Source organism: Roseovarius sp. MBR-154 (genome assembly GCF_053628595.1).
On record NZ_JBRJGR010000002.1, the window covers coordinates 303,592 to 329,663 of the forward strand.

The 26,072-nt window shown below is 63.9% G+C and carries 23 protein-coding genes and 1 tRNA gene; 13 read left to right on the forward strand and 11 right to left on the reverse strand.

Features of this window, described 5'->3' with window-relative positions:
* Nucleotides 1-220: 220 nt before the first annotated feature.
* Together ACSSV4_RS04725 and ACSSV4_RS04730 are read left to right on the forward strand one after the other, a co-directional pair.
* Nucleotides 221-1,135, forward strand: coding sequence for an MBL fold metallo-hydrolase (locus tag ACSSV4_RS04725; protein WP_454273812.1), 915 nt, complete (start codon nt 221-223; stop codon nt 1,133-1,135).
* 4 nt (nt 1,136-1,139) lie between these two features.
* The gene (locus ACSSV4_RS04730) at nt 1,140-2,084 is read left to right on the forward strand and encodes an MBL fold metallo-hydrolase (protein WP_454273813.1); all 945 of its coding nucleotides are present in this window, start codon (nt 1,140-1,142) and stop codon (nt 2,082-2,084) included.
* A gap of 56 nt (nt 2,085-2,140) precedes the next feature.
* On the opposite strand, the gene ACSSV4_RS04735 is transcribed toward ACSSV4_RS04730, so the two are convergent.
* The 3 genes from ACSSV4_RS04735 to ACSSV4_RS04745 all read right to left on the reverse strand — a co-directional run bounded on the left by ACSSV4_RS04735 (nt 2,141) and on the right by ACSSV4_RS04745 (nt 5,220).
* Nucleotides 2,141-3,049: a hypothetical protein gene (locus ACSSV4_RS04735; RefSeq protein WP_454273814.1), complete on the reverse strand. Its 909-nt coding sequence runs from the start codon at nt 3,047-3,049 to the stop codon at nt 2,141-2,143.
* A gap of 72 nt (nt 3,050-3,121) precedes the next feature.
* Nucleotides 3,122-4,522 (reverse strand): TolC family outer membrane protein, encoded by a 1,401-nt coding sequence (locus tag ACSSV4_RS04740; protein ID WP_454273815.1) that lies wholly within the window; start codon nt 4,520-4,522, stop codon nt 3,122-3,124.
* Nucleotides 4,523-4,566: 44 nt separating this feature from the next.
* Nucleotides 4,567-5,220 (reverse strand): protein-L-isoaspartate O-methyltransferase family protein, encoded by a 654-nt coding sequence (locus ACSSV4_RS04745; RefSeq protein WP_454273817.1) that lies wholly within the window; start codon nt 5,218-5,220, stop codon nt 4,567-4,569.
* A gap of 157 nt (nt 5,221-5,377) precedes the next feature.
* Here ACSSV4_RS04745 and ACSSV4_RS04750 point away from each other — a divergent pair.
* Nucleotides 5,378-5,451, forward strand: a tRNA-Cys gene (locus ACSSV4_RS04750).
* A 572-nt stretch (nt 5,452-6,023) separates the two neighbouring features.
* Here ACSSV4_RS04750 and ACSSV4_RS04755 read toward each other — a convergent pair.
* Nucleotides 6,024-7,052 (reverse strand): trans-3-hydroxy-L-proline dehydratase, encoded by a 1,029-nt coding sequence (locus tag ACSSV4_RS04755; RefSeq protein WP_454273818.1) that lies wholly within the window; start codon nt 7,050-7,052, stop codon nt 6,024-6,026.
* Nucleotide 7,053: 1 nt separating this feature from the next.
* Nucleotides 7,054-9,090 carry an oxidoreductase gene (locus ACSSV4_RS04760; RefSeq protein ID WP_454273820.1) on the reverse strand — a complete coding sequence of 679 codons (2,037 nt, stop codon included), beginning with the start codon at nt 9,088-9,090 and terminating at the stop codon, nt 7,054-7,056.
* Between the two features lie 123 nt (nt 9,091-9,213).
* Between ACSSV4_RS04760 and ACSSV4_RS04765 the strand changes: the two genes are divergently transcribed.
* The 5 genes from ACSSV4_RS04765 (at nt 9,214) to ACSSV4_RS04785 (ending at nt 13,690) form a co-directional block, all read left to right on the forward strand.
* Nucleotides 9,214-9,891, forward strand: coding sequence for a TetR/AcrR family transcriptional regulator (locus ACSSV4_RS04765; RefSeq protein WP_454273822.1), 678 nt, complete (start codon nt 9,214-9,216; stop codon nt 9,889-9,891).
* The gene (locus ACSSV4_RS04770) at nt 9,891-10,832 is read left to right on the forward strand and encodes an FAD-dependent oxidoreductase (protein ID WP_454273823.1); all 942 of its coding nucleotides are present in this window, start codon (nt 9,891-9,893) and stop codon (nt 10,830-10,832) included. Before ACSSV4_RS04765 ends, ACSSV4_RS04770 begins: the two co-directional genes overlap by 1 nt.
* Before the next feature lie 344 nt (nt 10,833-11,176).
* Nucleotides 11,177-12,022, forward strand: a complete 846-nt coding sequence (locus tag ACSSV4_RS04775) for a hypothetical protein (RefSeq protein WP_454273824.1) — start codon at nt 11,177-11,179, stop codon at nt 12,020-12,022.
* Nucleotides 12,023-12,144: 122 nt separating this feature from the next.
* The gene (locus tag ACSSV4_RS04780; RefSeq protein ID WP_454273882.1) at nt 12,145-12,936 is read left to right on the forward strand and encodes a lytic murein transglycosylase; all 792 of its coding nucleotides are present in this window, start codon (nt 12,145-12,147) and stop codon (nt 12,934-12,936) included.
* Nucleotides 12,937-13,030: 94 nt separating this feature from the next.
* Entirely contained in the window at nt 13,031-13,690 is a 660-nt protein-coding gene (locus tag ACSSV4_RS04785) for a hypothetical protein (protein ID WP_454273825.1), read from the forward strand.
* 43 nt (nt 13,691-13,733) lie between these two features.
* Here ACSSV4_RS04785 and ACSSV4_RS04790 read toward each other — a convergent pair whose 3' ends face one another.
* Nucleotides 13,734-14,456, reverse strand: a complete 723-nt coding sequence (locus ACSSV4_RS04790) for a heme-dependent oxidative N-demethylase family protein (protein ID WP_454273827.1) — start codon at nt 14,454-14,456, stop codon at nt 13,734-13,736.
* Complete coding sequence (locus ACSSV4_RS04795) at nt 14,453-14,845, reverse strand: DUF6314 family protein (protein ID WP_454273828.1); 393 nt, start codon at nt 14,843-14,845, stop codon at nt 14,453-14,455. Before ACSSV4_RS04795 ends, ACSSV4_RS04790 begins: the two co-directional genes overlap by 4 nt.
* A 104-nt stretch (nt 14,846-14,949) precedes the next feature.
* On the opposite strand from ACSSV4_RS04795, the gene purB reads away from it, so the two are divergent.
* The 4 genes from purB to ACSSV4_RS04815 all read left to right on the forward strand — a co-directional run bounded on the left by purB (nt 14,950) and on the right by ACSSV4_RS04815 (nt 18,939).
* Complete coding sequence (purB, locus tag ACSSV4_RS04800; protein ID WP_454273829.1) at nt 14,950-16,257, forward strand: adenylosuccinate lyase; 1,308 nt, start codon at nt 14,950-14,952, stop codon at nt 16,255-16,257.
* Nucleotides 16,258-16,290: 33 nt separating this feature from the next.
* A complete protein-coding gene (locus tag ACSSV4_RS04805) occupies nt 16,291-16,449 on the forward strand; it encodes a hypothetical protein (protein WP_454273831.1) in 159 nt (52 codons plus the stop codon).
* A 436-nt stretch (nt 16,450-16,885) separates the two neighbouring features.
* Nucleotides 16,886-18,385: a hypothetical protein gene (locus ACSSV4_RS04810; protein ID WP_454273833.1), complete on the forward strand. Its 1,500-nt coding sequence runs from the start codon at nt 16,886-16,888 to the stop codon at nt 18,383-18,385.
* On the forward strand, nt 18,382-18,939 hold the full coding sequence (locus ACSSV4_RS04815) for a hypothetical protein (RefSeq protein WP_454273834.1): 558 nt from the start codon (nt 18,382-18,384) through the stop codon (nt 18,937-18,939). The genes ACSSV4_RS04810 and ACSSV4_RS04815 overlap by 4 nt, the downstream gene beginning before the upstream one ends.
* 126 nt (nt 18,940-19,065) lie before the next feature.
* Here the strand turns inward: ACSSV4_RS04815 and ACSSV4_RS04820 are convergent, their stop codons facing one another.
* Entirely contained in the window at nt 19,066-20,226 is a 1,161-nt protein-coding gene (locus ACSSV4_RS04820; RefSeq protein ID WP_454273836.1) for a M20 aminoacylase family protein, read from the reverse strand.
* 161 nt (nt 20,227-20,387) lie between these two features.
* On the opposite strand from ACSSV4_RS04820, the gene ACSSV4_RS04825 reads away from it, so the two are divergent.
* The gene (locus tag ACSSV4_RS04825) at nt 20,388-22,478 is read left to right on the forward strand and encodes a DEAD/DEAH box helicase (protein ID WP_454273838.1); all 2,091 of its coding nucleotides are present in this window, start codon (nt 20,388-20,390) and stop codon (nt 22,476-22,478) included.
* A gap of 82 nt (nt 22,479-22,560) precedes the next feature.
* Here ACSSV4_RS04825 and ACSSV4_RS04830 read toward each other — a convergent pair whose 3' ends face one another.
* From ACSSV4_RS04830 to ACSSV4_RS04840, 3 genes are all read right to left on the reverse strand, one after another.
* Nucleotides 22,561-23,832 (reverse strand): DEAD/DEAH box helicase, encoded by a 1,272-nt coding sequence (locus ACSSV4_RS04830; RefSeq protein ID WP_454273883.1) that lies wholly within the window; start codon nt 23,830-23,832, stop codon nt 22,561-22,563.
* Nucleotides 23,833-24,218: 386 nt separating this feature from the next.
* Complete coding sequence (locus ACSSV4_RS04835; protein WP_454273840.1) at nt 24,219-25,184, reverse strand: DUF3179 domain-containing protein; 966 nt, start codon at nt 25,182-25,184, stop codon at nt 24,219-24,221.
* A gap of 92 nt (nt 25,185-25,276) precedes the next feature.
* Nucleotides 25,277-26,068 carry a DUF4336 domain-containing protein gene (locus ACSSV4_RS04840; RefSeq protein ID WP_454273842.1) on the reverse strand — a complete coding sequence of 264 codons (792 nt, stop codon included), beginning with the start codon at nt 26,066-26,068 and terminating at the stop codon, nt 25,277-25,279.
* Nucleotides 26,069-26,072 lie beyond the last annotated feature (4 nt).

Below are 26,072 nucleotides of genomic sequence, written 5' to 3' on the forward strand. Positions count from 1 at the left end.
GGCAATGTTACTGTCAATGGGGAGTCTAAATCTCGTAATACGTATTGTAAATGCCAATTCAGATGACATGCCAGCGACCATGCGCCTCACCTTGGGCTCAATCCCCCGGCCCGCCCCGTCCCTGCGGTTGGGCTGACCGCCACGCGCCTCCATAGCCTCTTGTGTTTGCGCTGCGCTCGTCGCATCATATTCACAAATTAGAATTTCAAGGGAAAATGCCATGACATTCACCAGACGTCAGATGCTCGCGGCCATGGGTGCGGGCGCGATTTTCGGCCTGCCGCGCGCGGGCTACGCCGCGACCGAAACGACCCTTGGGCAGGCCACGATCACCACGCTCAGCGACGGGCATCTCGTGCTGCCGCGCGATTTCCTGCTGGGCGATCTCGACTCGGCCAAGGCCGCGCCGGTGCTGGCCGAATTCGGCATCACCGGCGACACGATAGAGCCGCCCTGCAACCTTACCCTCTACCGCGACGGCACGCACACGGTGCTGTTCGACGCGGGCTCCGGCCCTGCCTTCATGCCAAGTGCCGGGGAGTTGCTCGACGCGCTCGACGCCGTGGATCTGACACCGGATGACGTGACCCATGTCATTTTCACCCACGCCCATCCCGACCATCTCTGGGGCGTGCTCGACGATTTCGACGACCCCGTTTTCACCAACGCCGCCCACATGATCGGACAGGCCGAATGGGACTACTGGACCGACCCCGCCACCGTGGACAGCATCGGCACGGCGCGCGCGAGCTTTGCCGTGGGCGCGGCACGCCGTCTGGCCGCGATAGAGGACCGGATCGAATTCCTCGTCGGCGGGCAAGAGGTGCTGCCCGGCATCATGGCGCATGACACCCCCGGCCACACGCCCGGCCATATGGCGTTTGAGCTACGTCAGGGGTCAGAGGCCGTGATGGTGGTGGGTGACGCGATTGCCAACGACCATCTTGCCCTTGCGCGCCCCGATTGGGCCAGCGGCTCTGATCAGGATGCCGAACAGGGCATTGCCACACGGCTGCGCCTGCTCGACCAGCTGGCCAACGACAAGATGGCGATGGTGGGCTTTCACCTGCCCGAGGGCGGGCTTGGCCGGGTGGAGCGCAACGGCGACGCCTATCGCTTCGTGGCGGAGGTGTGATCCGATGCGAACCCTCCTGATAACCGCCCTTCTCGCCGCCACCTCCGCGCTCGCCAGCGAGGATATCGCGGATCAATATCCCGGATCGTTGCTCTATTCCAAGCCGGTGGAGTTCATCCCCGGCGTCTGGTCCGCGATCGGGGCCACCGCGCCGCCCACCTATGAAAACGCGGGCCATAACAACAACCTCAGCTTCATCATCACCGGCGCGGGCGTCGTGGTGATAAATGGCGGAGCCTCCTACGGGCTCGCCGAAGCGTTGCATGCGGAGATCAAGGCGATCACTGATCAGCCCGTGACCCATGTGTTCAACGAGAACGGTCAGGGCCATGCCATGCTGGGCAATTCCTATTGGGTGGACCAAGGCGTGCCGGTGATCGCGCATGAGGCCGCGCTGCACGAGACCGAACAATATGGCGGAACCGATCTTGAAACCGCGCGCCGCATCACCAAGGAGCGCGCCGAGGGCACCGAGGTAGTGCCGCCGACCGAAACCTTTTCGGACGACTTCACGCTCGACATGGGCGATTTCCGCATCGAGGCGCGGCATTTGGGGCCCGCCCACAGCCCCGGCGATATCGTGATCTGGCTGCCCAAGCAAAGCCTCGTGATCTCCGGCGACATGGCTTTTCACGAACGCATGCTGCCGATCTTCCCCGAGACGATCACCCGCGACTGGCTGGAGACATGGGATGCCGAATTCGAGGCACTGGGCGCCACTTATGTGATCCCCGGTCACGGCCACCCCACCAACATGGATCAGGTGCGCCGTTATACCAAGGGCTACCTCGAATACCTGCGCGCGCGCATCGCCGAGCATATCGACGCGGGCGGTGATCTCAGCGACGCCTATTACGTCGATCAGTCCCCCTACCGCCATCTCGACACGTTCGAGGAATTAGCCACAAAGAACGCGGGCCGGGTCTTTGAGCAGATGGAGTGGGAGTGAACAGGGACGGGCGGGGCCCGCACCCGCCCGACACAAGACGGATTAGGCCCTGATGTCTATTCGAAATCCTGACTGGTCAAGGCGCGGTGGATCTCTCGCCGCACCAGCTTGCGCACGTTGCGGGTAATGCGCTCCCCGAGCGTGCCCTGCAATTCCTGGCGCACGATCTCGGCCACCATGTCGCGCAAGGTGTCCTCGTCGATCACGGCATCGTCAAAGTCGAAGGTCGTGCCCGGAGCAGCGCGTTGGCCCGCATCGTCTTCGCTCTCCCAGCTTCGCGCGAACGCATAGGACGCCGCCTCGTCGGCAGGCTCCATATCCGGGTCCGCAGACGGCGAATACCCGTCGTCCGATTCGTCGTCATCGGTCGCATCCTGCCACTCGACAGAAACCACAGGTCCACCGGCATAAGCGTCGTCAGAGGCGCCATCCGGCTCCCACTGGTCATCACGCTGTGCGACCTCCGCCTCAAACTCGGCCGCCTGCGCGCCAAGCGCCGTGGTCACCTCGCCCAGAAAACGCTCGATCTCCGCGTCATCCGCTGCCGACCGATCGCGTTCGTCGGTCTTTGCCTGCTCGTTCTCCGGCTCTGCCGGATCCATCTCCGATGCAGTCTCAAACTCCCACTTATCGGCATCACGCTCAACGCTCTCCCGCGCCTCGCTCGGTCCGTGCTCGAGTACCGACGATTCCTCGGGCTCTGCCCTGTCATGCTGCTCTGAATGCTCCGGGTCCGGGTCTGGCTGTACCGCCTGGTCCTCCCCGGGTTCCTCCTCCGGCGCAATCTCATCCGCGGCCGACGCAGCCGGTGCGCGTTCCTCGTCCACCCGCAATGATGGGGTCAGGACCAGCTTGTCCGACTTGCCCCCGTCTTTCTGCCCGGACACAACCGGACCGTTCGACACAAGGCGCCGGATCGAGGACAGCACGTCCTCAATATCCACAGTCTTCACGGGGTCGGACATGCTCTGCCACCATTCTTGCCTTGGTCGAGTTTACCCGCGAGAGGTGTCTGGCACAACCGCTTCGAAAAGTTTTCAGTTCTTTCCGAGCGCGCGCAGCACCTTGTCGAGTTTCTGGCCCTGCGGGCTGATCGGCACAGGCGCGGTCTTGACCAGATCGTAATAGGCCGACGCGTCATAGGTCGGCACGCTCAGATTGAGCTCGCGCGCCGTCAACTCACCGATCGCCGCCAGCACCGAATAGGCCGCGATCACCACATCCGCATTGGCCGAGATGAGATTGGCCTGCGCGTCAAGCAGATCCTGTTCGGCGTCCAGAACATCCAGCGTCGTGCGCGCGCCCAGCTTGGCCTCCTCGCGCGTGCCCTCAAAGGCCACCTCTGCCGCGCGCACCGCCTCGCGGCTGGCATCGCGGCTCGCGCGGGCGGCGCGCAGATTGGCATAGGCGTCGCCCACGTCCTGTTTGACCTGCAGCCCCACCAGATGCAGTTGCGCGCGCTGCGCGTCGCGCTGCGCCATGGCCTGTCGCACTTCGGAGGCCAGCCGCCCGCCCTGATAGATCGGCCCGGTTACCTCGACCCCGACACTGCCACTGCGCGTAAAATCCGAATCGTCGAGATTCTCGCCCACGCCCAGCCGGGTCGTGAGATTGACAGACGGGCGCATCGCCGCCTTGGCTGCGCTGATGTTCAACTCCGCCGCCGCGACATTGCGCTGGGCCTCAAGGATATCGGGATGCTTCCGCACCGCGACCGATTTCGCGGCGCTCACGTCGCCCGACAGTCCCGGCAGGTCGCCCGGTGTCTGCAAGGCGCCGGGATCCCGCCCGACCGCCTCACGGAATTCCTCGATGGCGCGGGTCAGATCGCCCTGCGCCGCCGCCAGACCGCTTTGCGCAAGCGCCACCGCAGATTCGGCCTGCGCCACATCGGTACGCGTCACCTCACCGACCTCGAACCGATCCTGCGCCGCGCGCAATTCCTCGCGCAGGAGCCGCAGGTTGTTCTGCCGCAGCGCCACGAATTCCTGATTGCGGATCACGTTCATATAGGCCTGCACGGCCGTGAGCAGCACCAACTGCTCCACGCTCACCAGGGTTTGCCGCGTGGCCAGCACCGTCTCCTTCGCCGCTTCGACCAAAAGATCGCTGCGCCCGAAATCATAGAGCAACAACCGCCCGGTGATCCCGATATTGGCCGAAGTCGTGCCGCTCTTGCGGGTCCGGGCAAAACTCCGGATCCTGCTGAAGTCGCGGGTGATGTCCGCCGTCCAGTCGATGATCGGGCGCAATGCGGCAATCGCCTGCGCGACATTCTCGTCGGTGGACCGCAAAAGGGCGCGATTCTGGTCCAGAAGTCCGCTGTTCACATAGGCGCTCTCAAGCGCATCGGCCAGCGTCTCGGCCCGCGCACTCATCGGCGCGGCGAGCATCGCCACCAAAGCGACCGCCACACCGAGAGATCCCGGCTTTCCCATTCGCATCATAAACATGCCCTTCCTGCGCCGCGCATAAATCCCTGTCAAAGCGTGAAGGCCGCATGTCGCTCGAAGCCCGGCAGAACAGGGGCCGCCGCGTTGAACGCGTAGCGCCAGTTCACATGGCCGTCGATCTTGTAACCGATCCGCACCACGCCAAGCGTGCCCTCCATGAAGAGACAGGCGATGCGCCCGCCTTCCTTGAGTTGCCCGAGGATCGCCTCTGGCAGATGCTCCACGGCGCCCTGAAGGAGGATCACGTCATAGGGGCCGTGATCCGGCGCGCCATCAATCAGTTCTCCCTGCTGCATGATCACATTGTCGGCGCCTTGCTCGACGAGCGTGCGCTGTGCCTCCTCGACGACCGCGGCATCGCGCTCCACCGCGACGACGGCTTCGGCCATGCGCGCGATGACGGCAGAGGAATAGCCATAGGCCGGACCGATATCGAGCACCAGATCATCGCCCTCGATCTCCAGCGCGTCGAGCATCTTGGACAGTGTGCGCGGATCAAGCATCACGCGCCCCTCGCCCAGATCGAGGTTCTCGCCCATATAGGCCGCCTCGCGCAGACGCTGCGGCACAAAGGCCTCGCGCGGGACGCTGAGCATTGCGTCGATGATCGGGAATTTGGTCACATCGGAGGGACGAACCTGCGTATCCACCATCACGGTGCGCCGGGCGGCATAGTCGGTCATGAGCGAAACTCTTGCGTTCTAAGGCTTGTGACAGGGGTTCTGACACAGAACGCGGCGGGCAGCAACGCCTATGGGCCGTCGCCCGATGGTCAAAACGCCGCTTTGCCCACTTGCACAGCGGAACGGGATCGGATACCTCACGCTCACCACTTGGAAGGGCGAGTTGGCGGAGTGGTGACGCAGCGGATTGCAAATCCGTGTACACCGGTTCGATTCCGGTACTCGCCTCCATTTAAAATCAACAACTTAGATGATTTTTAAAAACGCGACACGGCGCGTCTAAACATTTGTCTAAACATTCTGTTTTTGTTCTGTTCGCTTTTTCGGCGTAAAAGAACACCGCCCAAGCTCTGATAAATAGCGCTGTGTCAGCTACGGCACATCGCTTGAAATTACAGCTAGCCAGTCAGCACGTGACGTTGCCCCCAACTTTTATCCAGCGTGAGCGAGACTCCGGGTTTGAGTTTTGCCCATTTGGGCGGGTTGGGCAACGGGGGCTAGCGCGGAGCTTGCGAGCATCGCCCTTGACCTCCTTGTCCCGCGCCTCCGGTAAAACCGGGCGGGCCGGATAGCCTGCGGCGAGCCGCGCTGAGTTGGCTTGGCTTCAGACGGATACCGTCAGTTTGTCAGCTGCCGCAGTTGTGATGGTTCGGTGACCCGGTAATCCGATTTTTCTCTCGCGTGTCCTTTGCCAATCATCCTCGTGCTGTACCGGTCCAGATCGGGCCCACGATTTGGTTGCTGCACGCCGGAGCCAGAAGCCGAAGAGCGGGCCGTACCGGAGCGCAGGGCGTCCCTGGTGATCAGCGGGCGCCCCAGGTATCGGACAGGCGATAGCCCTCGGGCCAGGGGTCGGAGGGGTCGAGCATGTGTTGATGCATCCCGGTGATCCAGCCGCGGCCCGAAATCGCGGGATGGATGGCTGGCGTTCCGCCGACCGTGGTTTCACCGAGAATCTGTCCAGAAAACGTGGAGCCGATGAGCGAGCGGGCGGTCATCCTGTCGCCTTGTTTCATCACGCCACGGGCATGCAGCACCGCCATGCGAGCTGAAAGCGCGGTGCCGGTTGGCGAGCGGTCGACCTTACCCGGCTGGATGGCCACGGCTGCGCCGGTTTCCATTCCCTCAGGCCCATCGCGGAGCGGGCCGGCGAACAGGCAGAAGGAGATGTGCCGCCAGTCCGGATTCTCAGGATGGTGAAAACCAAGCTGCGTATTGGCCGCGTTGGTGATCTGCACGCCGAGTTTGGCGATGGCATGGGCCTCGTCCTGCGTCAGATTGAAGCCCAGCTTTTCCGCATCGACAATCACGAAACTGTCGCCGCCATAGGCGGTGTCGACGATCAGCTCGCCGAGGCCCTCGACCGTCAGCTTGACGTCCAACTGCGCAGCGAAGGACGGGACATTGCGCACAAAGATGCGCTCGGCTTTGCCGTCGCGGCATTCCGCCCGCACCCGGACCAGACCGCCAGGCGCTTCGAGCACAAGATGCGTCTCGGGCTCCGACATCGGCACGAGCCCGCCGTCGAGCAGCACGGTAGCCACACAGATCGAGTTCGAGCCGGACATGGGTGGCGTGTCCTCGGGCTCCATGATGATCCAGGCCGCTTGCGCCTCGGGGTGTTTGGGCGGCACCAGAAGGTTCACGTGACGAAACACACCGCCGCGCGGTTCGTTCAACACGAAGTTGCGCAGGGTCTGGTCGCGGGCGATCCAGCGGCTTTGTTCCCATATCGTGTCACCGGGCGGGGGCAGGACACCGCCGACGATGACATCGCCCACCTCACCCTCGGCATGGGCGGAAATCACATGGATTGTCTTGGATGATCGCATGTCAGAGCACCTTGCAGAGACGCAGCGCGTCGTAGATGGCCGCATGAGTGTTCCGGGCGGCCACCGCGTCACCGATGCGGAAGAGCTGATAGCTGCCGCCCCCGTTGCGGGCCACTTCCTGCGGACGGCCGTCGACAAGCGCCTCGTAATCCACCTCGCCCAGGTTGGACGATCCGGGGCGCAGATTGAAATAGATGTCGTCCAGAGGCCGCGTGCCGTGGTTGACAACCACCTGATCGACCTCGCGGGTGCGGGTAACCCCACCATAATCGCTGCCGATCGTGGCGAGAAGTTCGTTACCCTCTCGACGCACGCTGTCGAGTTTCCAAGTCACCGTGAAGGTCACATCACGCTCCTGCAACTCGCGCATCGACGGGGTAAGCGACATTGCCATGACTTCGGGGGCGAAGCTACGGTCGCGGGTCATGATCTCGACGCGCGCACCGGTGGCCGCGATCTTCTCGGCGGCTTGCAGCGCGGCGTAATCACCTGCGTCGTCGTAGATCAGCACGTTCTCGCCCGGTTGCGCGTCGCCCGACAAGATGTCCCACGCCGACACGACAAGATCGTCGCCCGCGCTCAGGACTTCGGTATGGGGCAGCCCGCCAGTGGCGACGATGACCACGTCCGGATCATGCCCGAGCACGGTGTCGTCGTCGGCAAACGAGTTGAAATGAAAGGTTACACCCATTCGCTCGCATTCGTTGAGCCGCCACTGGATGAGCTGTATCATTTCCCTCCGGCGTTCGGTCTGCGCCGTCAGGCGCACCTGCCCACCCGGATCATTCGCCGCCTCGTGGACGATCACCTCGTGACCGCGTTCGGATGCTACGCGCGCGGCCTCCAGCCCGGCAGGCCCGGCACCGATGATGACGATGCACCGACGCGTTTCGGCCTCGGGCACCACATGCGGCTGTTCCAGTTCACGGCCCGTAGCCGGATTGTGCAGGCAAAGCGCCATGCCGCCCTGGTAGATCCGGTCGAGGCAGTAGTTGGCGCCGACACAAGGGCGGATACGTTCCTCCTCGCCGCGCATGATCTTGGCGACGATATGCGGGTCGGCCATGTGCGCGCGGGTCATGCCCACCATGTCGAGCTTGCCGCTGGCGATGGCGTGCCGCGCGGTCGCCACGTCCTGGATCTTGGCCGCGTGGAACGTCGGGAACTTTGTAGCCGCGCGGATCTCTCCGGCAAAGTCCAGATGCGGGGCGCTGCGCATGCCCTGGACCGGGATAAGATCGGTCAATCCGGCATCGGTGTCGATATGCCCTTTGACCACGTTGAGGAAATCCACCATGCCGCAGTCCTTCAGCCGGTGCGAGATTTCCAGCCCATCGTCCTTGGTGAGCCCGCCGGGCAGATCCTCGTCGCCCGTGTAGCGCACGCCCACGATGAAGTCGGGACCAACACGCTCGCGGATGGCCGCCAGCGTCTCAAAGGTGAATCGCAGCCGATTGTCCAGGCTGCCGCCATAGTTCCCATCCAGATCGTTGGTCAGAGGCGACCAGAACTGATCCATCAAGTGGCCGTAAGCCTGTAATTCGATCCCGTCGAGACCCGCTGCTTTCATTCGTTCAGCCGCATCGGCGTAATCCTCGATGATGCGGGTAATGTCCCAGTCCTCGGCCTTTTTTGGAAACGCCCGATGCGATGCCTCGCGTTCATGGCCCGGGGACACAACCGGCAGCCAATCCGCCTTGTCCCAGCGGGTGCGGCGACCAAGATGGGTGAGCTGGATCATCACCGCGCAATCGTGGTCGTGACATTCGTCGGTGAGCTGTTTCATCCAGCCGACAACCTCGTCCTTCCACGCCAGGATGTTGTTGAAGACCGGCGGGCTGTCGCGCGCGACCGAGGCCGAACCTGCGGTCATGGTGAGTGCCACACCGGCCCGCGCCCGCTCCACGTGGTAGGCGCGATAGCGATCCTTCGGCATTCCGTCCTCGGGATAGGCGGGCTCGTGGCTGGTGATCATCAGCCGGTTTTTCAGCGTCAGGTTCTTGAGCTGATAGGGCTGCAGGAGCGGGTCAGTAGACATGGAATCCTCCGTGATTTGAGCGGAAGATTCCATATAATGTTCATAACTGTCAAGTTTGGGTTCACTGATGTATATTTTTTCTTGAACTTGTGGGAGAGCAGTCATACTGTCGGTCGCATGAAAATGAAGCACCCCATTACGGATGATCCCGAGAAGAGCTCGGGCTGGCGCGGATCCCGCGAGGTCTGGCTTGCGGCGGCCAAGCAGGCCTTTCTCGAAACCGGTCTCGATGCTGTGAAAATCCAGCCCTTGGCGACCAGGCTGAACATCTCGCGCACCAGCTTCTACTGGTTCTTCAAGGACCGGAACGCGCTGCTGGATGCGCTGCTCGAAGCTTGGGACACCCAGAACACCGGAGCCTTCGTCAATGCGACCGATGCCTACGCCGAAACGATCGCCGAGGCCGTTCTCAATCTCATCGTGGTGTTCCACGACGAGGGTCTGTTCGAGCCGCAACTCGATTTCGCGGTGCGGGGCTGGGCACATCAGTCGGGTGACGTCATGGCCCGCGTCAATGCGGCAGACGAGCGGCGTCTGGTAGCGATCCGGAGGATGTTCGAGCGCTTCGGCTTTTCGCTCGAAGACGCCGATGTCCGGGCACGCACCGTATATCTGACCCAGATCGGCTATATCTCGATGCAGGTTCAGGAAAGCCAGGCGGTGCGGATGGCGCGGGTGCCGGGTTACGTGAAGACCTTTTGCGGACATGCCCCGACGAAGAGCGAACTTGCAAGGTTCCACGCGCGGCTTGGCTTTCAAGGCCCCGGCACCAGACCCCCTGAACGAGATGAGCCAAGGTGATGCGGTCACATATCAGCGCATCGGATGGCGCATCTTTCGATGTCGTCGTTATCGGGGCCGGGGCGGTCGGATGCGCGACGGCGCGTGAACTGGCCGGGCGCGGGTTCCGGACATTGTTGATCGACCGTGCAGACATTGGCGCGGGAACCTCCTCCCGCTCCAGTCGGATGCTCTATTCCGGGCTTGGCTATCTCGCGGTGCGGTATCCGCTCTGGCAGATGCCGTTTCGCCCTATCGACATGATACAGCGCCTTCTTTACGCCCGCTCCGTCATGCGGTGCCGCGCCGAACTGGCGCGCGAGATGCCGGGCCATCTCAGCAAACACAGGTTTCATTACCCGTTCCGTCGGGGCGACCGATATCCACCCTGGCTGGTGGATATCGGCTTTCGGCTGGTGGAGGCGCTCGGCGGATGGAAGGTGCCGCTGGCGTATCGCCGCATCTCGCATGACCGGGCCGCCAGCGAGAGCGCACTGGCGGCCGGACTTGGTGGCCCCCTGCGCGGCGTCGGGGTGTTCGAGGAATACATGTATGCCTGGCCCGAGCGTATCTGCGTCGATACCGCGCTCGATGCCGAGCGACGCGGTGCCACTCTGCGCACCTACACGGCGGTGACCGGGTTGACGCAAGAGGGCGGCAACTGGACCATCGCGCTCGCAGAGCGCGCACCGGAGGCTGAGGGACGCGCATCGGTATCCGCTAAGATGGTCGTGAACGCGGCCGGGCCGTGGGTCGACCGCCTGCCCGGCGGCGGTGCCGGTCCGAACCGCGGCGCCTTTATCGAAAGGCTGGGCTACGGGGCGAAATCCGAGACCGTCTTCGGCGAAAATCCCGAGGTCGGACAACAGTCATCTCTTGATCGTGGGCACCGGCACGGTCGCACAAAGTCTCGTGAAAGCCTATGGCGCTACCTTTCCGAAGCCAAGACACCGCAACGCTGATTGCCCGCATTAATGGCAAGCTGGTTGGCCACGCCAAACGAAGTGCCAGCGGTGACGGTATCCCGCGCTTTGGGGTGTATCTGCATCCAGATACTCTGCCGGGCGTGTGCCTCTCCGCCCTGATCACCCGAGGTTTGATCGACAAGCTGACCGCTTTTCGCTGGGCGATGCCATGCAAGGCGCCCCGCTCGGTGCGCCGTTTTTCATGCCCGTCCCATCGTTGCCGTTCCGGAACCAAAAACACGAAATCGTGAGCATTGCCTAAATGTATCCTCATTTGAAACAAACTGGTTCCGCTTTCTCGGGTCAACTTAAGGCTGTGAACAAAGGAATGGACCCGTCCCATGACCCATGCGACTCAAAAGGTTACGGCAGGGCTAGTATTTCTCGGTATGAGAGCACTCGATATCGTCGCGATCAGCAAGCGGATCGCCCACACTCTGGACCAGCTTGGCGAAGAGGTGACAATGCAGAAATGTCTGTCAGAGGATGCCGCCATCCTTCGGACGGATCAATTCGATCTGCGTATCCAGATCGAGCGCAAACGGCTTGTCGACCGGCTGGACGTGCCGGCCGATCATTACATCGAAGTAACGCTGCTGCGCGAATTCGGTCCGCCCTGGGCCGATGCGGAACCCTATCAGGCGATCATGGCCTATGCGCTGGCGGCACTGCACGTGCCGCTGGCCCCGGATTTCGTGCAATGGATCGAACCGGGGGCGTTGTTGACCCGGGCGGAATTCCGCGCCGCCGTCACACCGCCACAGGAATCCGACCGCGTCCGGACCCGCTTCCGGCGGGGACGCGACCGTCTGCCCAATGTCGAGGATGCCTATACCGGTCTTCAGGGCCGTATTCCGCATGGCAGGAATCACAGTGCCGAGGATGCCGAGCGTCTGCGCAGCCTGCGCGCGGCCTTCTGCGATCCCGAGCCGGAGGATCTGCCCGACCCGTCAGAGGGTATCCGCGAAGAGACCGCACCGTTGCGGCTCAGCGTCTGGATGATGACCTTCACGCTGGGCTTCTTCGCCCTGCCGGTTGCCGCGGCCCTCGTGGTCTTCAACTTGTTACGCGGCGAGAACCTACGGCTGGCTTCGCAGACGGCGGCGCTCACGGGCCTGTTCATGTCGTTGCAGGCCAGCGGTGCGATGGCACAGGCCGTCGATCTGGTGCGAGGCCTCGGGATATGACACCCGCCCTGTCCGCGTCGCACTTGGAGCAGTCTGTCAAGCTTGATAGACTCGCCCAAATGGGCACTCTGGTCGGGAGAGGTGCGATGAGGAAACCTGTCGCGATTCGCGGCGTCGCGCGGATGTTGGGGCTCGGGCTCTGGCTGATGGGAGGGTCGGCCGCGCTGGCCGCGTCCTGCGGCGATACCGCCCAAGGGTTCGAGAGCTGGAAGGCGGCATTCGCCCAGGAGGCTGCGGCCGAGGGTGTGGGCGCGCACGGGCTTCAGGCCCTGGATAGCGCGCGCTACGCGGCCCGCACCATCGCGGCGGATCGCAATCAGAAGAGCTTTCGCTACAACCTCGAGAAATTCATGCAGGTGCGCGGCGCCGACACCATAGTGGCGCAGGGCCGCAAGCGGCGCGTCCGCGACGCCGCGTTCTATGACGCATTGGAGCGGCAATATGGCGTTCCTGCCGGAATCCTTATTGCGATTCACGGCATGGAAACCGCGTTTGGTGGCTTCATGGGCGACACCTCGGTGGTTTCGGCCATCGTCACGCTGACCTATGATTGCCGCCGCTCGGAGTTCTTTCGCCCGCATGCCATAGGTGCGCTCAAACTGGTGGATCGCGGGTCGATCACAGGCCAGACAAAGGGTGCGCGGCATGGTGAACTGGGTCATACGCAATTCCTGCCGGGCAACGCGTTGACCTATGGTGTGGACGGCAATGGCGACGGGCGGGTCGATCTCTACAACCTGACCGATGCGATGGCTTCGACCGCCCATTTCCTGCGTCAAAAAGGCTGGCGTCCCGGCGTGGGATATGCCGAGGGCCAGCCCAATTTCGCCGTAATCGAGCAATGGAACGCGGCCACGGTCTATCAACAGGCGATCGCGCTGATGGCGGCGCGGATAGACGGAAGCGGATCATGACGGCCCCGCTCTGCGCACCTTGTTCGCGTGGCGCGATAGTGACGAGTGCCAAGTATGTGCGGTTCACCTTGACCCAGACCCATCGAGGCATGACATGAGCAGACAGAATTTCGGCGGGATCACCGCCCTGGAATATCACACGCCTCCGGATATGGATTTTCCGGATATCGTGGAGGAGTTCGACATCGCCTCGCATGCGCTGGCCACCCAGGTCCGCCGCCTGACATGGGATGGCGAGGATGTGGCGATCATCGACCGCGAAAGCGTGCGCATCGCGCTTGGCTGGCTGCCCGCACAAAAGGCGCAGCGACCGCATTATCTGGTGATCGCTGTCGGCCCGCCGGGGCGCAGGGCGCGCGCCGCGCTCGACCCGGCGGCCTATGAGACGCTGCTGCGCCGCGCGGTCGAGCGGGTGCGCGAATACCTGCCCTTCGATGCGCAATTGAACGGCCCTGCAGGGCAGCCCGTCGGCTCGGCGCTGATCGACCACACCTTCGACCTGTTGACAGCGACCGCGCCAAAGACCCCCAAAGCCACGCGTCGCAAGACCCGCCGCGCGCGCGACGCGGAGAATTGGGCCGAGGGCGCCGTGAACCCTGACGAGGTGCGGTCCTTTCCGCGCCCCGCCTCGGTGCCCATGCGGCTGACGATAATCACCTTCGGCCTGACGCTGTTCCTTCATGCGCCCCCCGTGGGGGCCGCGCTCCTGACCTACACGACCCTGCGCGAGGCGCAGCCGCTGCTGTTCAGCTAGGCGCGTGGCCTGTCCAACGGCACCGCGTCACATGCCCCCGGCCTCAGCGCGCGATCACGTAGCTGTGGATCGAGAACACGCAGGCGCGTGTCTCGGGCAGACGCAGCACGCATTGCCGCTCCGAGCGCAGGTAGGGCAGCGTCGCCGCCTCGCGCGGCTGTGCCCGGCGGCGCGGTTGATGCAGGGTCGCCTCGGCATAGGAGAGCGCGTTGAACCGCCACAGCGGGCGGCCCGGCCGCACCCCGTCAAACAGCCGTTGCACCCGTCGCGCAATTCTGTCGTCATAGGACGGCACCGGCACATGGATCGCTGTCAGGGGTCGGCCGATCTTCTCGGCCAGCCGCCAGCTTGCCGGAAAGCACAGCACCGCCGCCGTCAGCACATGTTCCTCGCCGCGCTTTTCCAGCAGGCAGAGATCCTCCTGCACCAGATGCCCCAGCGTGCCCATCGGATCATCGCGGTCGATCGGCACGGACACACCATCGGGGCGCCGCACCACTTTTGCGGAAATGACGTAGCCCGCGCCGTTCTCCGCCAGCCAGTCCAGCACATATTGCAAAAGCTCGGCCATCGCGGGGCTCGCCTCTTCGGTCACTGCGAGCACATCGTCGCGCCGCTCGCGCAGCAGCCGGGCGCGCTCTGCCATCTGCGCGCCGAATGCCTCGTCCACCAGGAGCCACTCCGCCATATCGAGCGGCGCGATGCCCGGCAGCGGGCGCTTGGCCTCCACGTCATAGGGCAGGCGTTGTTGCAATATCTCTGTCATTCTCCCGCCGGTCTGTAGCGTGTCACCATGCGGTAATCCTTGCGCGGGCCACGCACCCGCCATGTCACGGTGAACTCCGGCCAATTGCCAAAATCATAGGTGCCGTCATATTGATCCGGGTCGCACCAATGCGCGGTCTCGCCGCCCTCGGGCGGCACGTGATGGAAAAACCGACCATCTTCAAAGGACACCGCCAGATCGCTGTCCCAAGAATACCGCCGCTCCACCTGCATCGGCACATGGCCTGCGATCCGCATCTCGCCGGTCTCGGTATAGGCCAGCCCCGCGCCGTCGCGCACCCAGACCGCGCGGCCCGTCACGGTGGCCCTGCGCCCATCCGCCTCGGCCACCTCGCGCCTGAAGCGCCACGCACCTTCGAAATCCTGCAATCGCCTTGGCCGCATACGCCGCCCTCACCCCGCCTTGCCGTGCTGTGCCTTAGCCACTACAAGCGCGCTCAACCGCTTTCCATACCAATCTGCAAGGACCGCCGATGATTCCCCGCTATTCCCGCCCCGATATGGTCGCCATCTGGGAACCTGCCACCAAATTCCGCATCTGGTTCGAGATCGAGGCGCATGCCTGCGACGCCATGGCCGATCTGGGCGTGATCCCGCGCGAAAATGCCCAAGCCGTCTGGAAAGCGCGGGACGTGGAGTTCGACGTCGCCCGCATCGACGAGATCGAGGCCGAGACCAAGCATGACGTGATCGCCTTTCTCACCCATCTGGCCGAGCATGTGGGTGCCGACGAGGCGCGCTTCGTGCATCAGGGCATGACCTCCTCGGATGTGCTCGACACCTGTTTCAACATCCAGCTGACCCGCGCCGCAGATATCCTGATCGCGGATATGGAGGGGTTGCTCGCGGCATTGAAGCGCCGCGCCTTTGAGCACAAGGACACGATCCGCATCGGGCGCAGCCACGGCATCCATGCCGAGCCCACCACCATGGGGCTGACCTTCGCACGCTTCTACGCCGAGATGGACCGCAACCTGACCCGCCTGCGCACCGCCCGCGACGAGATCGCAACCGGGGCCATCTCCGGCGCGGTCGGCACCTTCGCCAATGTCGATCCGCGCGTCGAGGAACATGTCTGCGCGCAGCTTGGCCTCGCGCCCGAGCCGATCAGTACGCAGGTCATCCCGCGTGACCGGCACGCGGCCTTCTTTGCTGCGCTTGGCGTCGTGGCGAGCAGCATCGAGAACGTCGCCACCGAAATCCGCCACATGCAGCGCACCGAGGTGCTGGAGGCGGCCGAATTCTTCTCGATGGGGCAAAAGGGCTCTTCGGCGATGCCGCACAAGAAGAACCCGGTGCTGACCGAAAACCTGACGGGTCTTGCGCGCCTCGTGCGCATGACAGTCGTGCCCGCGATGGAAAACGTGGCCCTCTGGCATGAGCGCGACATCTCGCATTCCTCGGTCGAGCGTAATATCGGCCCCGACGCCACGATCACCCTCGATTTCGCCCTCGCACGGCTGACCAATGTCATCGACAAGCTGATCGTCTACCCCGACAACATGCTGGCCAACATGAACAAATTCCCCGGCCTCGTGATGTCGCAGCGGGTGCTTCTGGCCCTCACGCAGGCCGGTGTCAGCCGCGAGGATGCCTATCGCCTCGTACAGCGCAACGCGCTCAAGGTTTGGGAGACGGGCTGCGATTTCAGGACCGAGTTGCTGAATGACGCGGAGGTCACGGCAGCACTCAGCCCCGCCGAAATTGATGAAAAATTCGACTTGGGTTATCACACCAAGCATGTGGACACGATATTTGGACGGGTTTTCGGGCAATCGTGATATACTAAACCCTGTTTAACAGGGAGACATATCATGAAGCTGAAATTCGGACTTGCCGCCCTCGCCCTCGTCGCCATGCCGTCGCTGGCCATGGCGGCCTGCAGTTACGGCAAGGAAAAACAGGCGTCTTCCTGCGCCCTGGGCTCAACCTGGGATCGCGCGACCAATACCTGCGTGCCCACATCGAGCTGATGGAAAGAGGGGCGGGATGATCCGGAGCCATTCCGCACCGTAGGACACACGCCCTACTTGCCTGCCGACCGAGAGGTCGGCAGGCTTTTGTTTTCTCGTCTTAAATTCGTCTAATTTTTCCGCCATCAGGGCCGGAATGGCGGGAAGTTCGAACTTCCCGCGGCGTGGCGCTCTGGCGTCCGTCTGATTTCGTCATTGGCCAGACTGGCCAATCTTGGAGGTGTGCAAGCTCTTGACACAGAAACGGACGAAAGGACCGAACAAGGTGAAGAGCCTAGAAAACCTTACGCTTGCGCAAATATACCCCCGCGTCTCGGGCGATACAAACTTCAACTGCTGCGGTGATCCCGACTGCGGGAACTACGGGGTCGAACCGGCTCCAACAAAGCACGCCTTCGTAGGGCGTGGTGCGGCCGAGAGGCGGCTGAAAGCTGCCATGGCCGATCCCGCGATCGCGCGTGGCGTCGGTCGTTACAAGATCGAGGCCGAGAGTGGCGATAACCTGCATCGAGAGACCGATGCGTTCGAGTTCGCCGGCGATCCGCGGGCGTGGAATGACGATCGAGTCTTGGTCTGTCAGCGCCTCCGAGGCAACTCGGAATGCGGGGTTCGGACCCGGCTGATATCGAATGAGGCCTATGAGGAAGAGCGACATCGACTATGGGTCCAGAACGGCGCGTTGGAGGGTCCCTTCTGCGGCAACTGTGGCACTGCCTACCTCGAAAAGCCTGAGGAGTTCATCTTCAACGGGGCAAACGGCAAACCGTCGCGAAAGGTCGGCCACAAGAAGGGTTCTGTGCCCCGTGCGCGCTCCGTCAGAGTGATCCACAAGCCCTGCAAGGGACTGCCTAGCGCCCGCTTCACGGTCTCGAGCGAGCATCGGCGCCAGAAGAAGCGCGACGAGAACATCGAGATATTGTCACTGCTGGCCAATGGGACCGGTCTTCACGACATACGCCGCATCCTGCGTACGCCGAGAGGCGAAACCGAACCAGGAATGTCGAGGCTCTACGATCGCATATTCTGGCTTGAACGGACCCTCCTGGCCTACGAACAGGCGCAACTCGCGGAATGGCGAAAGCGCGTCGAACGGCAGCGCATCAAGGAAGGCAAGCCATACACCCATACCCGCATCGCCCACGACGACATCGTCGTCGGCGTGAACTGGCAGACGAAGATCGACCGCAAGATTACGCAGCTGAACTGCTCGGTTAGCGCCGACATTCGGTCAGGCTATGTCTTCCGCTGCGATGTGGATTTCGATCCGACCATCGACCCGCTGGAGGTCATCGAGGACGCCTATTTTGGCGTCGCTCGGGACTCGGCTCTCCGAAAGCGATACCGGAACTCGAAAGGCACCTTCACCGCGCCACTGCTCCACTTCCAGCGGCCGACAGCGCGGTTCGACGAGCCGGCGCTCTTCACCGCCGCCGAGATGCGCCTGCACCACTTTGTGTGGCGGACCGCCAAAGCATTCGATGCTGCAGGAGAGGCACTCTCGCCAGAGGCCCACATGGCGACGCAGGCCGCCAGCACTCGGGCAAACGAGATCGAACACCTGCGCGATCACTGGTTCAACTTCGTGAAGCACGAGCGCGACAGCCGAAACGCCTTCGATGGGGTTATGACCCGCGATACCTACACGAAAGCGGCGTCCCTCGCCTGCCTCAAGTGGATGACCCGAAGGACCAGTCGAAAAGCTCGTTGGTGGGGCCTAATCTTGCCTCCGCCGCGTTTCCGCGCTTGTGGGTCAACAGCCCCATCCAGACAGCCAACGAGATCGACAAGACCGTGGGCTTCCCGATCCTGTCGCCGCGCTATCGCAACGCCTATCGACGGCTCGGCATCGACGACGAGATCGACGATGCAGAACTTGGCGCTGCCATCACCCGAAGGGTCATCCACGCAACGATCCAGCCAACCTCCACCTTTATGAACGCCATCCGCGAGCGGGTCAGTATCATCCAGCGGGCGGGTGGCCGCAGTTCTCGTGTAGGCGCAAAATACATCAACGGCGCCGCCTACAATCCGCGCGTCCTGATCGCCCTGATGAACATATGGCGCGTGCACTACAACTTCTTCGACTGGAGGCCTTACAGGCAGCCTCTGGAAGAGGAGGCATCATCGCCAGATGGTGCAGCGTCCGGCGCAGGGGAAGAGAATGCTGATGCGGCAGAGAATGGCGAGCAGTTGAGGCGTCTCGCGGTGCCGGGGACAGACAAGGCGATCTTTGTTCCGAAAAGGCGGACCAATAGGGTCATCCGGACTACCCCCGCGATGCGGATGGGTGTCCATCAACTGTCGAAACCGAAGGACTCGGAGCAGGAAGCAGGCAGCACCAAAGAGGCGGAAGCGCCGGGTGGAGCGAGGCAGAAAAAGCAAGACCGCCGACGGGACGACCGTCCTCACCTGCCCGACCTCGCCCGAATTCTCTACCAACCGTGGCTGTTCCACGGCACGCCAATGTGGGCGAAACTTCAGGGTCGATGACGGGCTGAAACGGAAAACGGGCGACAGTTTCCTGCCGCCCGTGTCCTACAACTCGGAAATGGCTCCGGATGATCCCCCGCCCCTCTTTCACCGTTCTCCAAATACTCAAATCCGACGGCACGCCGCTCACGCCGGCATCCGCTCTTCGACGATACCCGCCCACCAGCTGCATCCGGCCGGGATTGCCTCGTCGTTGAAGTTGTAGTCGGGGTTGTGCACCATCGCCGTGTCGCCATTGCCGACAAGGATATAGGCGCCGGGGCGTTCTTCCAGCATGAAGGCGAAGTCCTCGCCGCCCATCACCAGAGGCGCCTCGACGCAGTCGCCGCTCACCTTGGCCGCGACCGAGGCGGCAAACTCCGTCTGTTCCTCGTGGTTGACCATCACCGGGTAGCCGCGATGATAGGTTACCTCGGCCTGCCCGCCAAAGGCTGCCGCCACATGCTCGGAAATCGCGCGCAGACGGCTCTCCGCAAGATCACGCATCTCGGTGCTCATGGTACGCACGGTGCCACGCAGATGCACCGATTGCGGGATCACGTTAAATGCGTTCGACGAGGTCTGGAACGAAGTCACCGAGACCACGACCTGATCGACCGGGTCGGCATTGCGGCTGGCAATGGTCTGCAACATCGTCACCATATGCGCGGCCATCACCGTCGGGTCGACCGTCTCCTGCGGCTTGGCAGCGTGACCGCCCTTGCCGGTGATCTCGATATCGAACTGGTCGGTCGCGGCGAAGAACGCGCCGGGACGGATGGCAAAGCTGCCGACCGGACGACCCGGCCAGTTGTGCATGCCGTAAACCTCCTGGATGCCGAAGCGCTCCATCAGCCCTTCGTCGCACATCGCCTTGCCGCCGGCCCCGCCCTCTTCGGCGGGCTGGAAGATCACCACGACGGTGCCGTCGAAATTGCGCGTCTCGGCCAGATAGCGCGCGGCACCAAGCAGCATCGCGGTGTGCCCGTCATGGCCGCAGGCATGCATCGCGCCGGGGGTCTTGCTGGCATACTCCACCCCGGTGGCCTCGTGGATCGGCAGCGCGTCCATGTCGGCGCGCAGCCCGATTACCTTGCCCGAACCGGTGGATTTGCCCTTGATCACGCCGACCACGCCGGTGCGCCCGATGCCGGTCACGACCTCATCACAGCCGAACGCCTCCAGCTTCTCAGCCACTAGCGCACTGGTGCGGTGCGTCTCGTAAAGGATCTCGGGATGGGCGTGGATATCGCGTCGCCATTCGGTGATGTCACCGTGCAATTCGGCAAAACGGTTCTTGACGGGCATGCTCTGCACTCCTGTTCGCATTTCGGGATTGTGCATACCGTGGCGCATTCGCGCGGGGTCTACAAGGGGGGCGATTTGCGATATACATTGGCGCGCGGCTCAGTTATGCGTCGCGGCTTGCGCCACGGGCGCACGACTCATGCTCAAGGCCGATTTCTCTGATGATCCCCCAGACACTTTCTTCCGCACTCGCCGCTCGCGGCTATGACACGCTCACCCCCGTTCAGGAGGCCGTGACCGATGCAGCCCTTGGGCAGGCCGACCTTCTGGTCTCGGCGCAGACCGGCTCGGGCAAGACGGTGGGCTTCGGCCTCGCCATCGCTTCGACGCTGATGGGGGATGAGCCCCGGCTGCCCCCCGCCGCCGCCCCTCTGGCGCTGATCGTGGCGCCCACACGGGAACTGGCGCTGCAGGTCATGCGCGAGCTGAGCTGGCTCTATGCCGAGACCGGCGCGCGGCTCGTGTCCTGCGTAGGTGGCATGGATGCCCGCGACGAGCGCCGCGCGCTGGAGCGCGGCGCGCATATCGTGGTGGGCACGCCGGGGCGGCTCTGTGATCACATCAATCGCGGCGCGCTCGACATGGGCAGCCTGCGCGCCGTCGTGCTGGACGAGGCCGACGAAATGCTCGACCTCGGGTTTCGCGAGGATCTCGAATTCATGCTGGCCGCAGCCCCCGAGGGCCGACGCACGCTGATGTTCTCGGCCACCGTGCCGCCGATGATCGCCAAGCTGGCGGAGAAATTCCAGCGGGATGCGACGCGCGTGACCACTCTGGGCGGCGGCAAGCAGCACAGCGACATCGCCTATCAGGCGCTGCGCGTGGCGCCGCAGAATGCCGAGGGCGCGGTGATCAATCTGCTGCGTTATCACGACGCGCAGAACGCCATCGTCTTTGCCAATACCCGCGCGATGGTGGCACGGTTGACCGCACGCCTCGCCAATCGCGGCTTTGCCGTGGTGTCGCTCTCGGGCGAGCTCAGCCAATCCGAGCGCACCCATGCGCTTCAGGCGATGCGCGACGGGCGCGCCAAGGTCTGCGTCGCCACCGATGTCGCCGCGCGCGGCATCGACCTGCCCAATCTCGATCTGGTCGTGCATGCCGAACTGCCGACGAATTCCGAGGGGCTGCTGCACCGCTCGGGCCGCACGGGGCGCGCCGGGCGCAAGGGAGTCTCGGCGCTGATCGTGCCGGTGAAGGCGGTGAAAAAGGCCGAACGCCTGCTCAAGTTCGCCAAGATCACCGCGGAGTGGACCACGCCCCCCACGGCGCAGGATATCGAGGCGCAGGACCGCGCGCGGCTGCTGGCCGATCCGGTCTGGTCCGAGGCCCCGTCCGAGACCGAAACAGCTTTTGCCGACGAACTCCTCACGCTGCACAGCCCGCAAGAGATCGCCGCCGCCTATCTGCGGCTCTATCAGTCGCGCTGGTCCGCGCCCGAAGACCTCAGCGCGCCCGATGCCGCCCCGCCCGCCCGCGAGCGCACGCCGTTCGGGCCGAGTACGTGGTTCGCCCTCTCGGTCGGGACCGGCGACCGGGCCGAGGCGCGCTGGCTGCTGCCGCTCCTGTGCCGGGCCGGCAATCTCGACAAATCCGCCATCGGCGCAATCCGGGTGCAGGACAAGGAAACCTTTGTCGAGCTCAGCGACGCGGCGGTGCCCGGTTTTCAGTCAGCCCTCGGCGCGGATGGCGCGCTCGACGAGGGGATCAAGGCGCGCGAGATCGACGGTGCGCCCGATCTCGGCCCTGCCCCGCGTGCCCCGCGCGAAGACCGGGACACGCGCGCGCCTCGCGCTCTTCGCCCCGACCGCGCCCCGCGCGACAAGGACGCTGCCCGACCAGCGACCAAACCGCGCGCACGACCGGCCCCTAAGCCGGATCGTCTGGAAAAGGCCGTTGAAAGCGGCGCTGTGACGCCCGCGCGCAAGCCCCGGTCAGATGCGCCGAAACCGGCGGAGAAAAAGCCATGGGCCGACAAGAAACCGGGCAAACCCGCCTATGACAAGAAGCCCGGCAAGCCGGGGGGCAAGCCGTTCGACAAGCCCAAGGCCAAGCCTGCGCCGCGCCCCGAGGCCCCTGCGGCACCCACCAAGCCCAAGCGCAACCCGGCCAGTGATACCTCCAAGCGGTTCACCCCGCCGGGCACCCCGGGAAAACCCGGCAAGCCGGGCAAACCCAAGCCCAAGGGCGCGCCCTCGAAATCGCGGCCGGGGTTTGGCGGCAGCAACCCGCCCAAGCGGCGCAAACCGTAACGGCCCCGCGCGGTATCAGCCGGGGCCGTCCTGTCGGGTGATGTGAGGCGGATCACGTCTGTGTTCCGCTGCGCGAGAGCTCTCAGGCCGCGTTCGACCGTGGCCGGCCACTGCCGCCACTGCGACGCCGACCGCCACCGGGCTTGCCCTGGCTGGCGCCGCCGCCAAAGCCGCCGCCGCCACCGCGACGACGCGGGCCGCCACGGCCCTGAGGTTTCTTCTCCTTGGGATCGGGCAACACCTCCCACGGGCGGCCCGAGGCCACCGGGATCGTGGTGCCCAGCACCTTCTGGATATCCTTCAACTCACCCATCTCGTCCGGTGCGCAAAACGCAATCGCCGCCCCGTCCTTGCCCGCACGCGCAGTGCGCCCGATGCGGTGGACATAGTTGTCGGGCACGTTCGGCAACTCGAAATTGTAGACGTGCTTCACATCCGGAATATCAAGGCCGCGCGCTGCCACATCGGTGGCCACCAGCACCTTGACCTGCCCGTCCCGGAACGCCTTCAAGGCGCGTTCCCGCTGGCCCTGGCTCTTGTTGCCATGGATCGCGGCGACGGAAAATCCGGCCTGCTCCAGCTTGCGCGCCAGCTTGTCCGAACCGTGCTTGGTGCGGCCAAAGACCAGCGCCAGCTCGTCCTTGTGCTTGCCCAGAAGCTCGATCAGCAGATCGGGCTTGGCAGCCTTGGCGATAAAATGCACCTCCTGCGTGACTTTGTCGGCGGCCTTGCCCGGGGGGCTGACCTGCACCCGCTTGGGATGGGTCAGATAGCTGCCCGCGATCTCTTCCATCTGCTTGGGCATGGTCGCCGAGAAGAGCATGGTCTGACGCTCGGCGGCCAGCAATCCGGCAATCCGGCGCAGCGCGTGGATAAAGCCCAGATCAAGCATCTGATCGGCCTCGTCCAGCACGAGGAACCGCGCCGTATCAAGCCGCACGGCGCGGCGGTCGATGAGATCGAGCAACCGGCCCGGTGTCGCCACCAGAATGTCGGTGCCCTGATCCAGCCGCTTGATCTGCGGGGTGATTGACGCGCCGCCGACCACGAGGTTGATCTTGATCGGGCTGTCCTTGACCAGCGGCAGAAGCGCGTCGCGGATCTGCCCGGCGAGTTCCCGCGTCGGGGCAAGGATCAGGCTGCGGATCGTCTTGGGCGCGGGCTTGCCCGGCTGCTCCATCAGCGCGGTAATGAGCGGCAGGCCAAAGGCCATGGTCTTGCCGGTGCCGGTCTGCGCGAGGCCAAGCACGTCATGACCGTTGAGCGCATAGGGAATCGCATGGGTCTGGATCGGGGTGGGTTCGGTGATGCCGGTCGCGGCCAGCTTGCGGGTAAGCGATTGGGGCAGGCCCATTTCGTCAAAGAGGTTCAAATCGTATCCTTTCGGGGGCCAGGACATCTGCCCAAAGCCCGATACAAGCGGCAAAGATTGCCGCCCGGTCATCGTGGTTGCACCTGACGGGCCAAGACAAAGGGCCGAGTGCCCCCGCCTTCCGACAGGTGTTTGGCCCCACGCGTGATTTTGGGAACATATCCGCGACATTTCATATGGTGCGCCCCGGTTCAGGGGCCGTGCTGCTCACGCGGCAGGAAATGTCGGTTGAGAGGCATATGGCGGTGTGGGCCGAGGAAGTCAAGCGAAGCGTCCCGCTTTGCCCACAGTCATGCTCCGGCTTGACCCGAGGACCTGTCTACCGGGAGCTCCTCGGGTCAAGCCCGAGGATGACGCTGACACATGGCTTACCGCACCATCCACGTGCCATCCGGCCAGAAGGCGTGAAAGGCGAAGGCGAACATCACGTCATGCGGCACGTCGCGCCCCAGCCCGTCGCGCACCCGCACCGTGCCCACATCGCGGCCCTTGGCGATGGTGCCGTGATCGAGCGCCGAGGCCTGCCCCTTTTCCCATGAAATCGAAACGCCGGCCTCTTGCACGCCGTCCGCGTAGCGGATGCGGGTCAGTGGCCATGCACGGTCGCCCACGCGCACCACGCGTTCCAGCGGCGGGATGCCATGCGGCGGGTTCTCGCCATTATAGAGGAACGGACGCGCGGAACTGTCATAGCCCTGATAGGGATTGCGCCCGTAAGAGCGGTTGTAGTCGGGCTCCGCCATCACCAGCCCCTGCGGATTGCGGGCGCGGAACTGATCCCAGCTTTCCATCCAGCTTGGCAATTGCCGCAACTCCACCCCGGTCATCTGCCCCACAATCCCCTCACCGATGGCCTGCTGCCACCAGCTCTGCGTTTCGCGGTCATACATCACCATGTCGGAATGGCGCAGCTTGCCCGAGACGCCAAAACTCAGCACCTTGCCCTGCACCCGCCGGTCAAAGGTGATGCCGGAATTGCACAGCGGACAGAAGGTCACCGCCACCGGAATGCCGCCGATCTGGTCATTCACGATCTCATGCCATGTCAGATAGCGGATCGGATAGGCGCGTGGGGTCTGGCCGTCGATTTCGACGGTGATCACGGGCTCGGTGCCGGAGATGCGGCGCTCGTCGCCCGCCCGCAGGAATTTCGGGTCATCAATCGCCGGAATGCCGTCCTTGGGCGGCCCGCCCGACATGATCTCGGACCAGTCGCCTATGCTGGTTTTCTGGAAATTCGTCTCCGGCCATTCATGCCGCCATTGACTCGGGTTGGCATGCGCCAGACCGGCGATCAGCAGAAGGGTTGTCAGAAATCCAACAAATCGGGTCATGGGGGGCACCTCGGGCAGCGGTGAGCGATACGGCGATCATGCCGCCTGCCCGGGATTCGGGCCAGCCACCCCCACGCGATTGTGAGGGGATGTCAGCCCTTGCCCGCCTTTTTCTTCTTGGCCCGAGTCAGTTCGCGGTCCCACATCCGGTCACGCAACAGGCGGCGAAAGGCGCGCTCCAGTTCCGTCACGCCGTTCTTCTCGTAACAGCGGCCATGCGCAAGGATGATGCGCTCCGGTGCCCAGGCGATCAGCGCCTCTATACTGTCGGCAAGTGCCCGCTTGTCGCGAAAGCTGAACCGCATGTCCGGCGGCATCTTGCCATCGCTGTCATCAATACCCGCAATCCAGATCAGCGGCCGCATCCAGACCGGCAGCTTGGCGGTTTCGAAATTCTCGATCAGATCCGTGAGGATCAGCGTGCGGCTCTCGTTGTGAAAAAACACCGCCTCGCGCAGCACCTTGCTGCCCGCGACGATCAACTGCTCGATCTGCCCCGCCCACGGCCCTTCGGCCTCACCTGCGCGCAGCTCGCGGTCAAAGCTGAGGCTCAGGCCGTTCTTCGCGGCGCGCTCGACCGCACCCGGCGCGGCCCAGCTTTTCGCCTTGGGCCAGGCCGCCTGCCAGTCCGCGATATGCGCGAAATGAAACGCGTTCGGGGCGACCAGATGGCGCACCGGTCCAAGCGCGTCCAATCCGGCGCGCAGCCCCTCGGTCAGCCGTGTCGGCGAGTGCACCCAGAGATTTCCGTTCTTGAGCTGCACCACGGTAGCGCGCGTGGAAAACGGCATCCCGTAAAAGCGGATGGCCGGGCCGTCGATCAGCCATATCCCGTCCCCCCAGGGCTTGAGGGTATCGAGCGGCTCGTATCCGGTCCCGGCCATACGC

Excerpts from the sequence above, each read along its gene's own strand:
- ACSSV4_RS04790 (WP_454273827.1), bottom strand. The coding sequence starts at position 14,456 with ATGACAGAGATATTGCAACAACGCCTGCCCTATGACGTGGAGGCCAAG.
- ACSSV4_RS04735 (WP_454273814.1), bottom strand. The coding sequence starts at position 3,049 with ATGTCCGACCCCGTGAAGACTGTGGATATTGAGGACGTGCTGTCCTCG.
- ACSSV4_RS04785 (WP_454273825.1), top strand. The coding sequence starts at position 13,031 with ATGAGCAGACAGAATTTCGGCGGGATCACCGCCCTGGAATATCACACG.
- ACSSV4_RS04780 (WP_454273882.1), top strand. The coding sequence starts at position 12,145 with ATGTTGGGGCTCGGGCTCTGGCTGATGGGAGGGTCGGCCGCGCTGGCC.
- ACSSV4_RS04760 (WP_454273820.1), bottom strand. The coding sequence starts at position 9,090 with ATGTCTACTGACCCGCTCCTGCAGCCCTATCAGCTCAAGAACCTGACG.
- ACSSV4_RS04740 (WP_454273815.1), bottom strand. The coding sequence starts at position 4,522 with ATGGGAAAGCCGGGATCTCTCGGTGTGGCGGTCGCTTTGGTGGCGATG.
- ACSSV4_RS04825 (WP_454273838.1), top strand. The coding sequence starts at position 20,388 with ATGATCCCCCAGACACTTTCTTCCGCACTCGCCGCTCGCGGCTATGAC.
- ACSSV4_RS04765 (WP_454273822.1), top strand. The coding sequence starts at position 9,214 with ATGAAGCACCCCATTACGGATGATCCCGAGAAGAGCTCGGGCTGGCGC.
- ACSSV4_RS04805 (WP_454273831.1), top strand. The coding sequence starts at position 16,291 with ATGAAGCTGAAATTCGGACTTGCCGCCCTCGCCCTCGTCGCCATGCCG.
- ACSSV4_RS04810 (WP_454273833.1), top strand. The coding sequence starts at position 16,886 with ATGGCCGATCCCGCGATCGCGCGTGGCGTCGGTCGTTACAAGATCGAG.
- ACSSV4_RS04775 (WP_454273824.1), top strand. The coding sequence starts at position 11,177 with ATGACCCATGCGACTCAAAAGGTTACGGCAGGGCTAGTATTTCTCGGT.
- ACSSV4_RS04815 (WP_454273834.1), top strand. The coding sequence starts at position 18,382 with ATGAACGCCATCCGCGAGCGGGTCAGTATCATCCAGCGGGCGGGTGGC.
- ACSSV4_RS04755 (WP_454273818.1), bottom strand. The coding sequence starts at position 7,052 with ATGCGATCATCCAAGACAATCCATGTGATTTCCGCCCATGCCGAGGGT.
- ACSSV4_RS04745 (WP_454273817.1), bottom strand. The coding sequence starts at position 5,220 with ATGACCGACTATGCCGCCCGGCGCACCGTGATGGTGGATACGCAGGTT.
- ACSSV4_RS04770 (WP_454273823.1), top strand. The coding sequence starts at position 9,891 with ATGCGGTCACATATCAGCGCATCGGATGGCGCATCTTTCGATGTCGTC.
- ACSSV4_RS04820 (WP_454273836.1), bottom strand. The coding sequence starts at position 20,226 with ATGCCCGTCAAGAACCGTTTTGCCGAATTGCACGGTGACATCACCGAA.
- ACSSV4_RS04730 (WP_454273813.1), top strand. The coding sequence starts at position 1,140 with ATGCGAACCCTCCTGATAACCGCCCTTCTCGCCGCCACCTCCGCGCTC.
- ACSSV4_RS04830 (WP_454273883.1), bottom strand. The coding sequence starts at position 23,832 with ATGGGCCTGCCCCAATCGCTTACCCGCAAGCTGGCCGCGACCGGCATC.
- purB (WP_454273829.1), top strand. The coding sequence starts at position 14,950 with ATGATTCCCCGCTATTCCCGCCCCGATATGGTCGCCATCTGGGAACCT.
- ACSSV4_RS04725 (WP_454273812.1), top strand. The coding sequence starts at position 221 with ATGACATTCACCAGACGTCAGATGCTCGCGGCCATGGGTGCGGGCGCG.
- ACSSV4_RS04835 (WP_454273840.1), bottom strand. The coding sequence starts at position 25,184 with ATGACCCGATTTGTTGGATTTCTGACAACCCTTCTGCTGATCGCCGGT.
- ACSSV4_RS04840 (WP_454273842.1), bottom strand. The coding sequence starts at position 26,068 with ATGGCCGGGACCGGATACGAGCCGCTCGATACCCTCAAGCCCTGGGGG.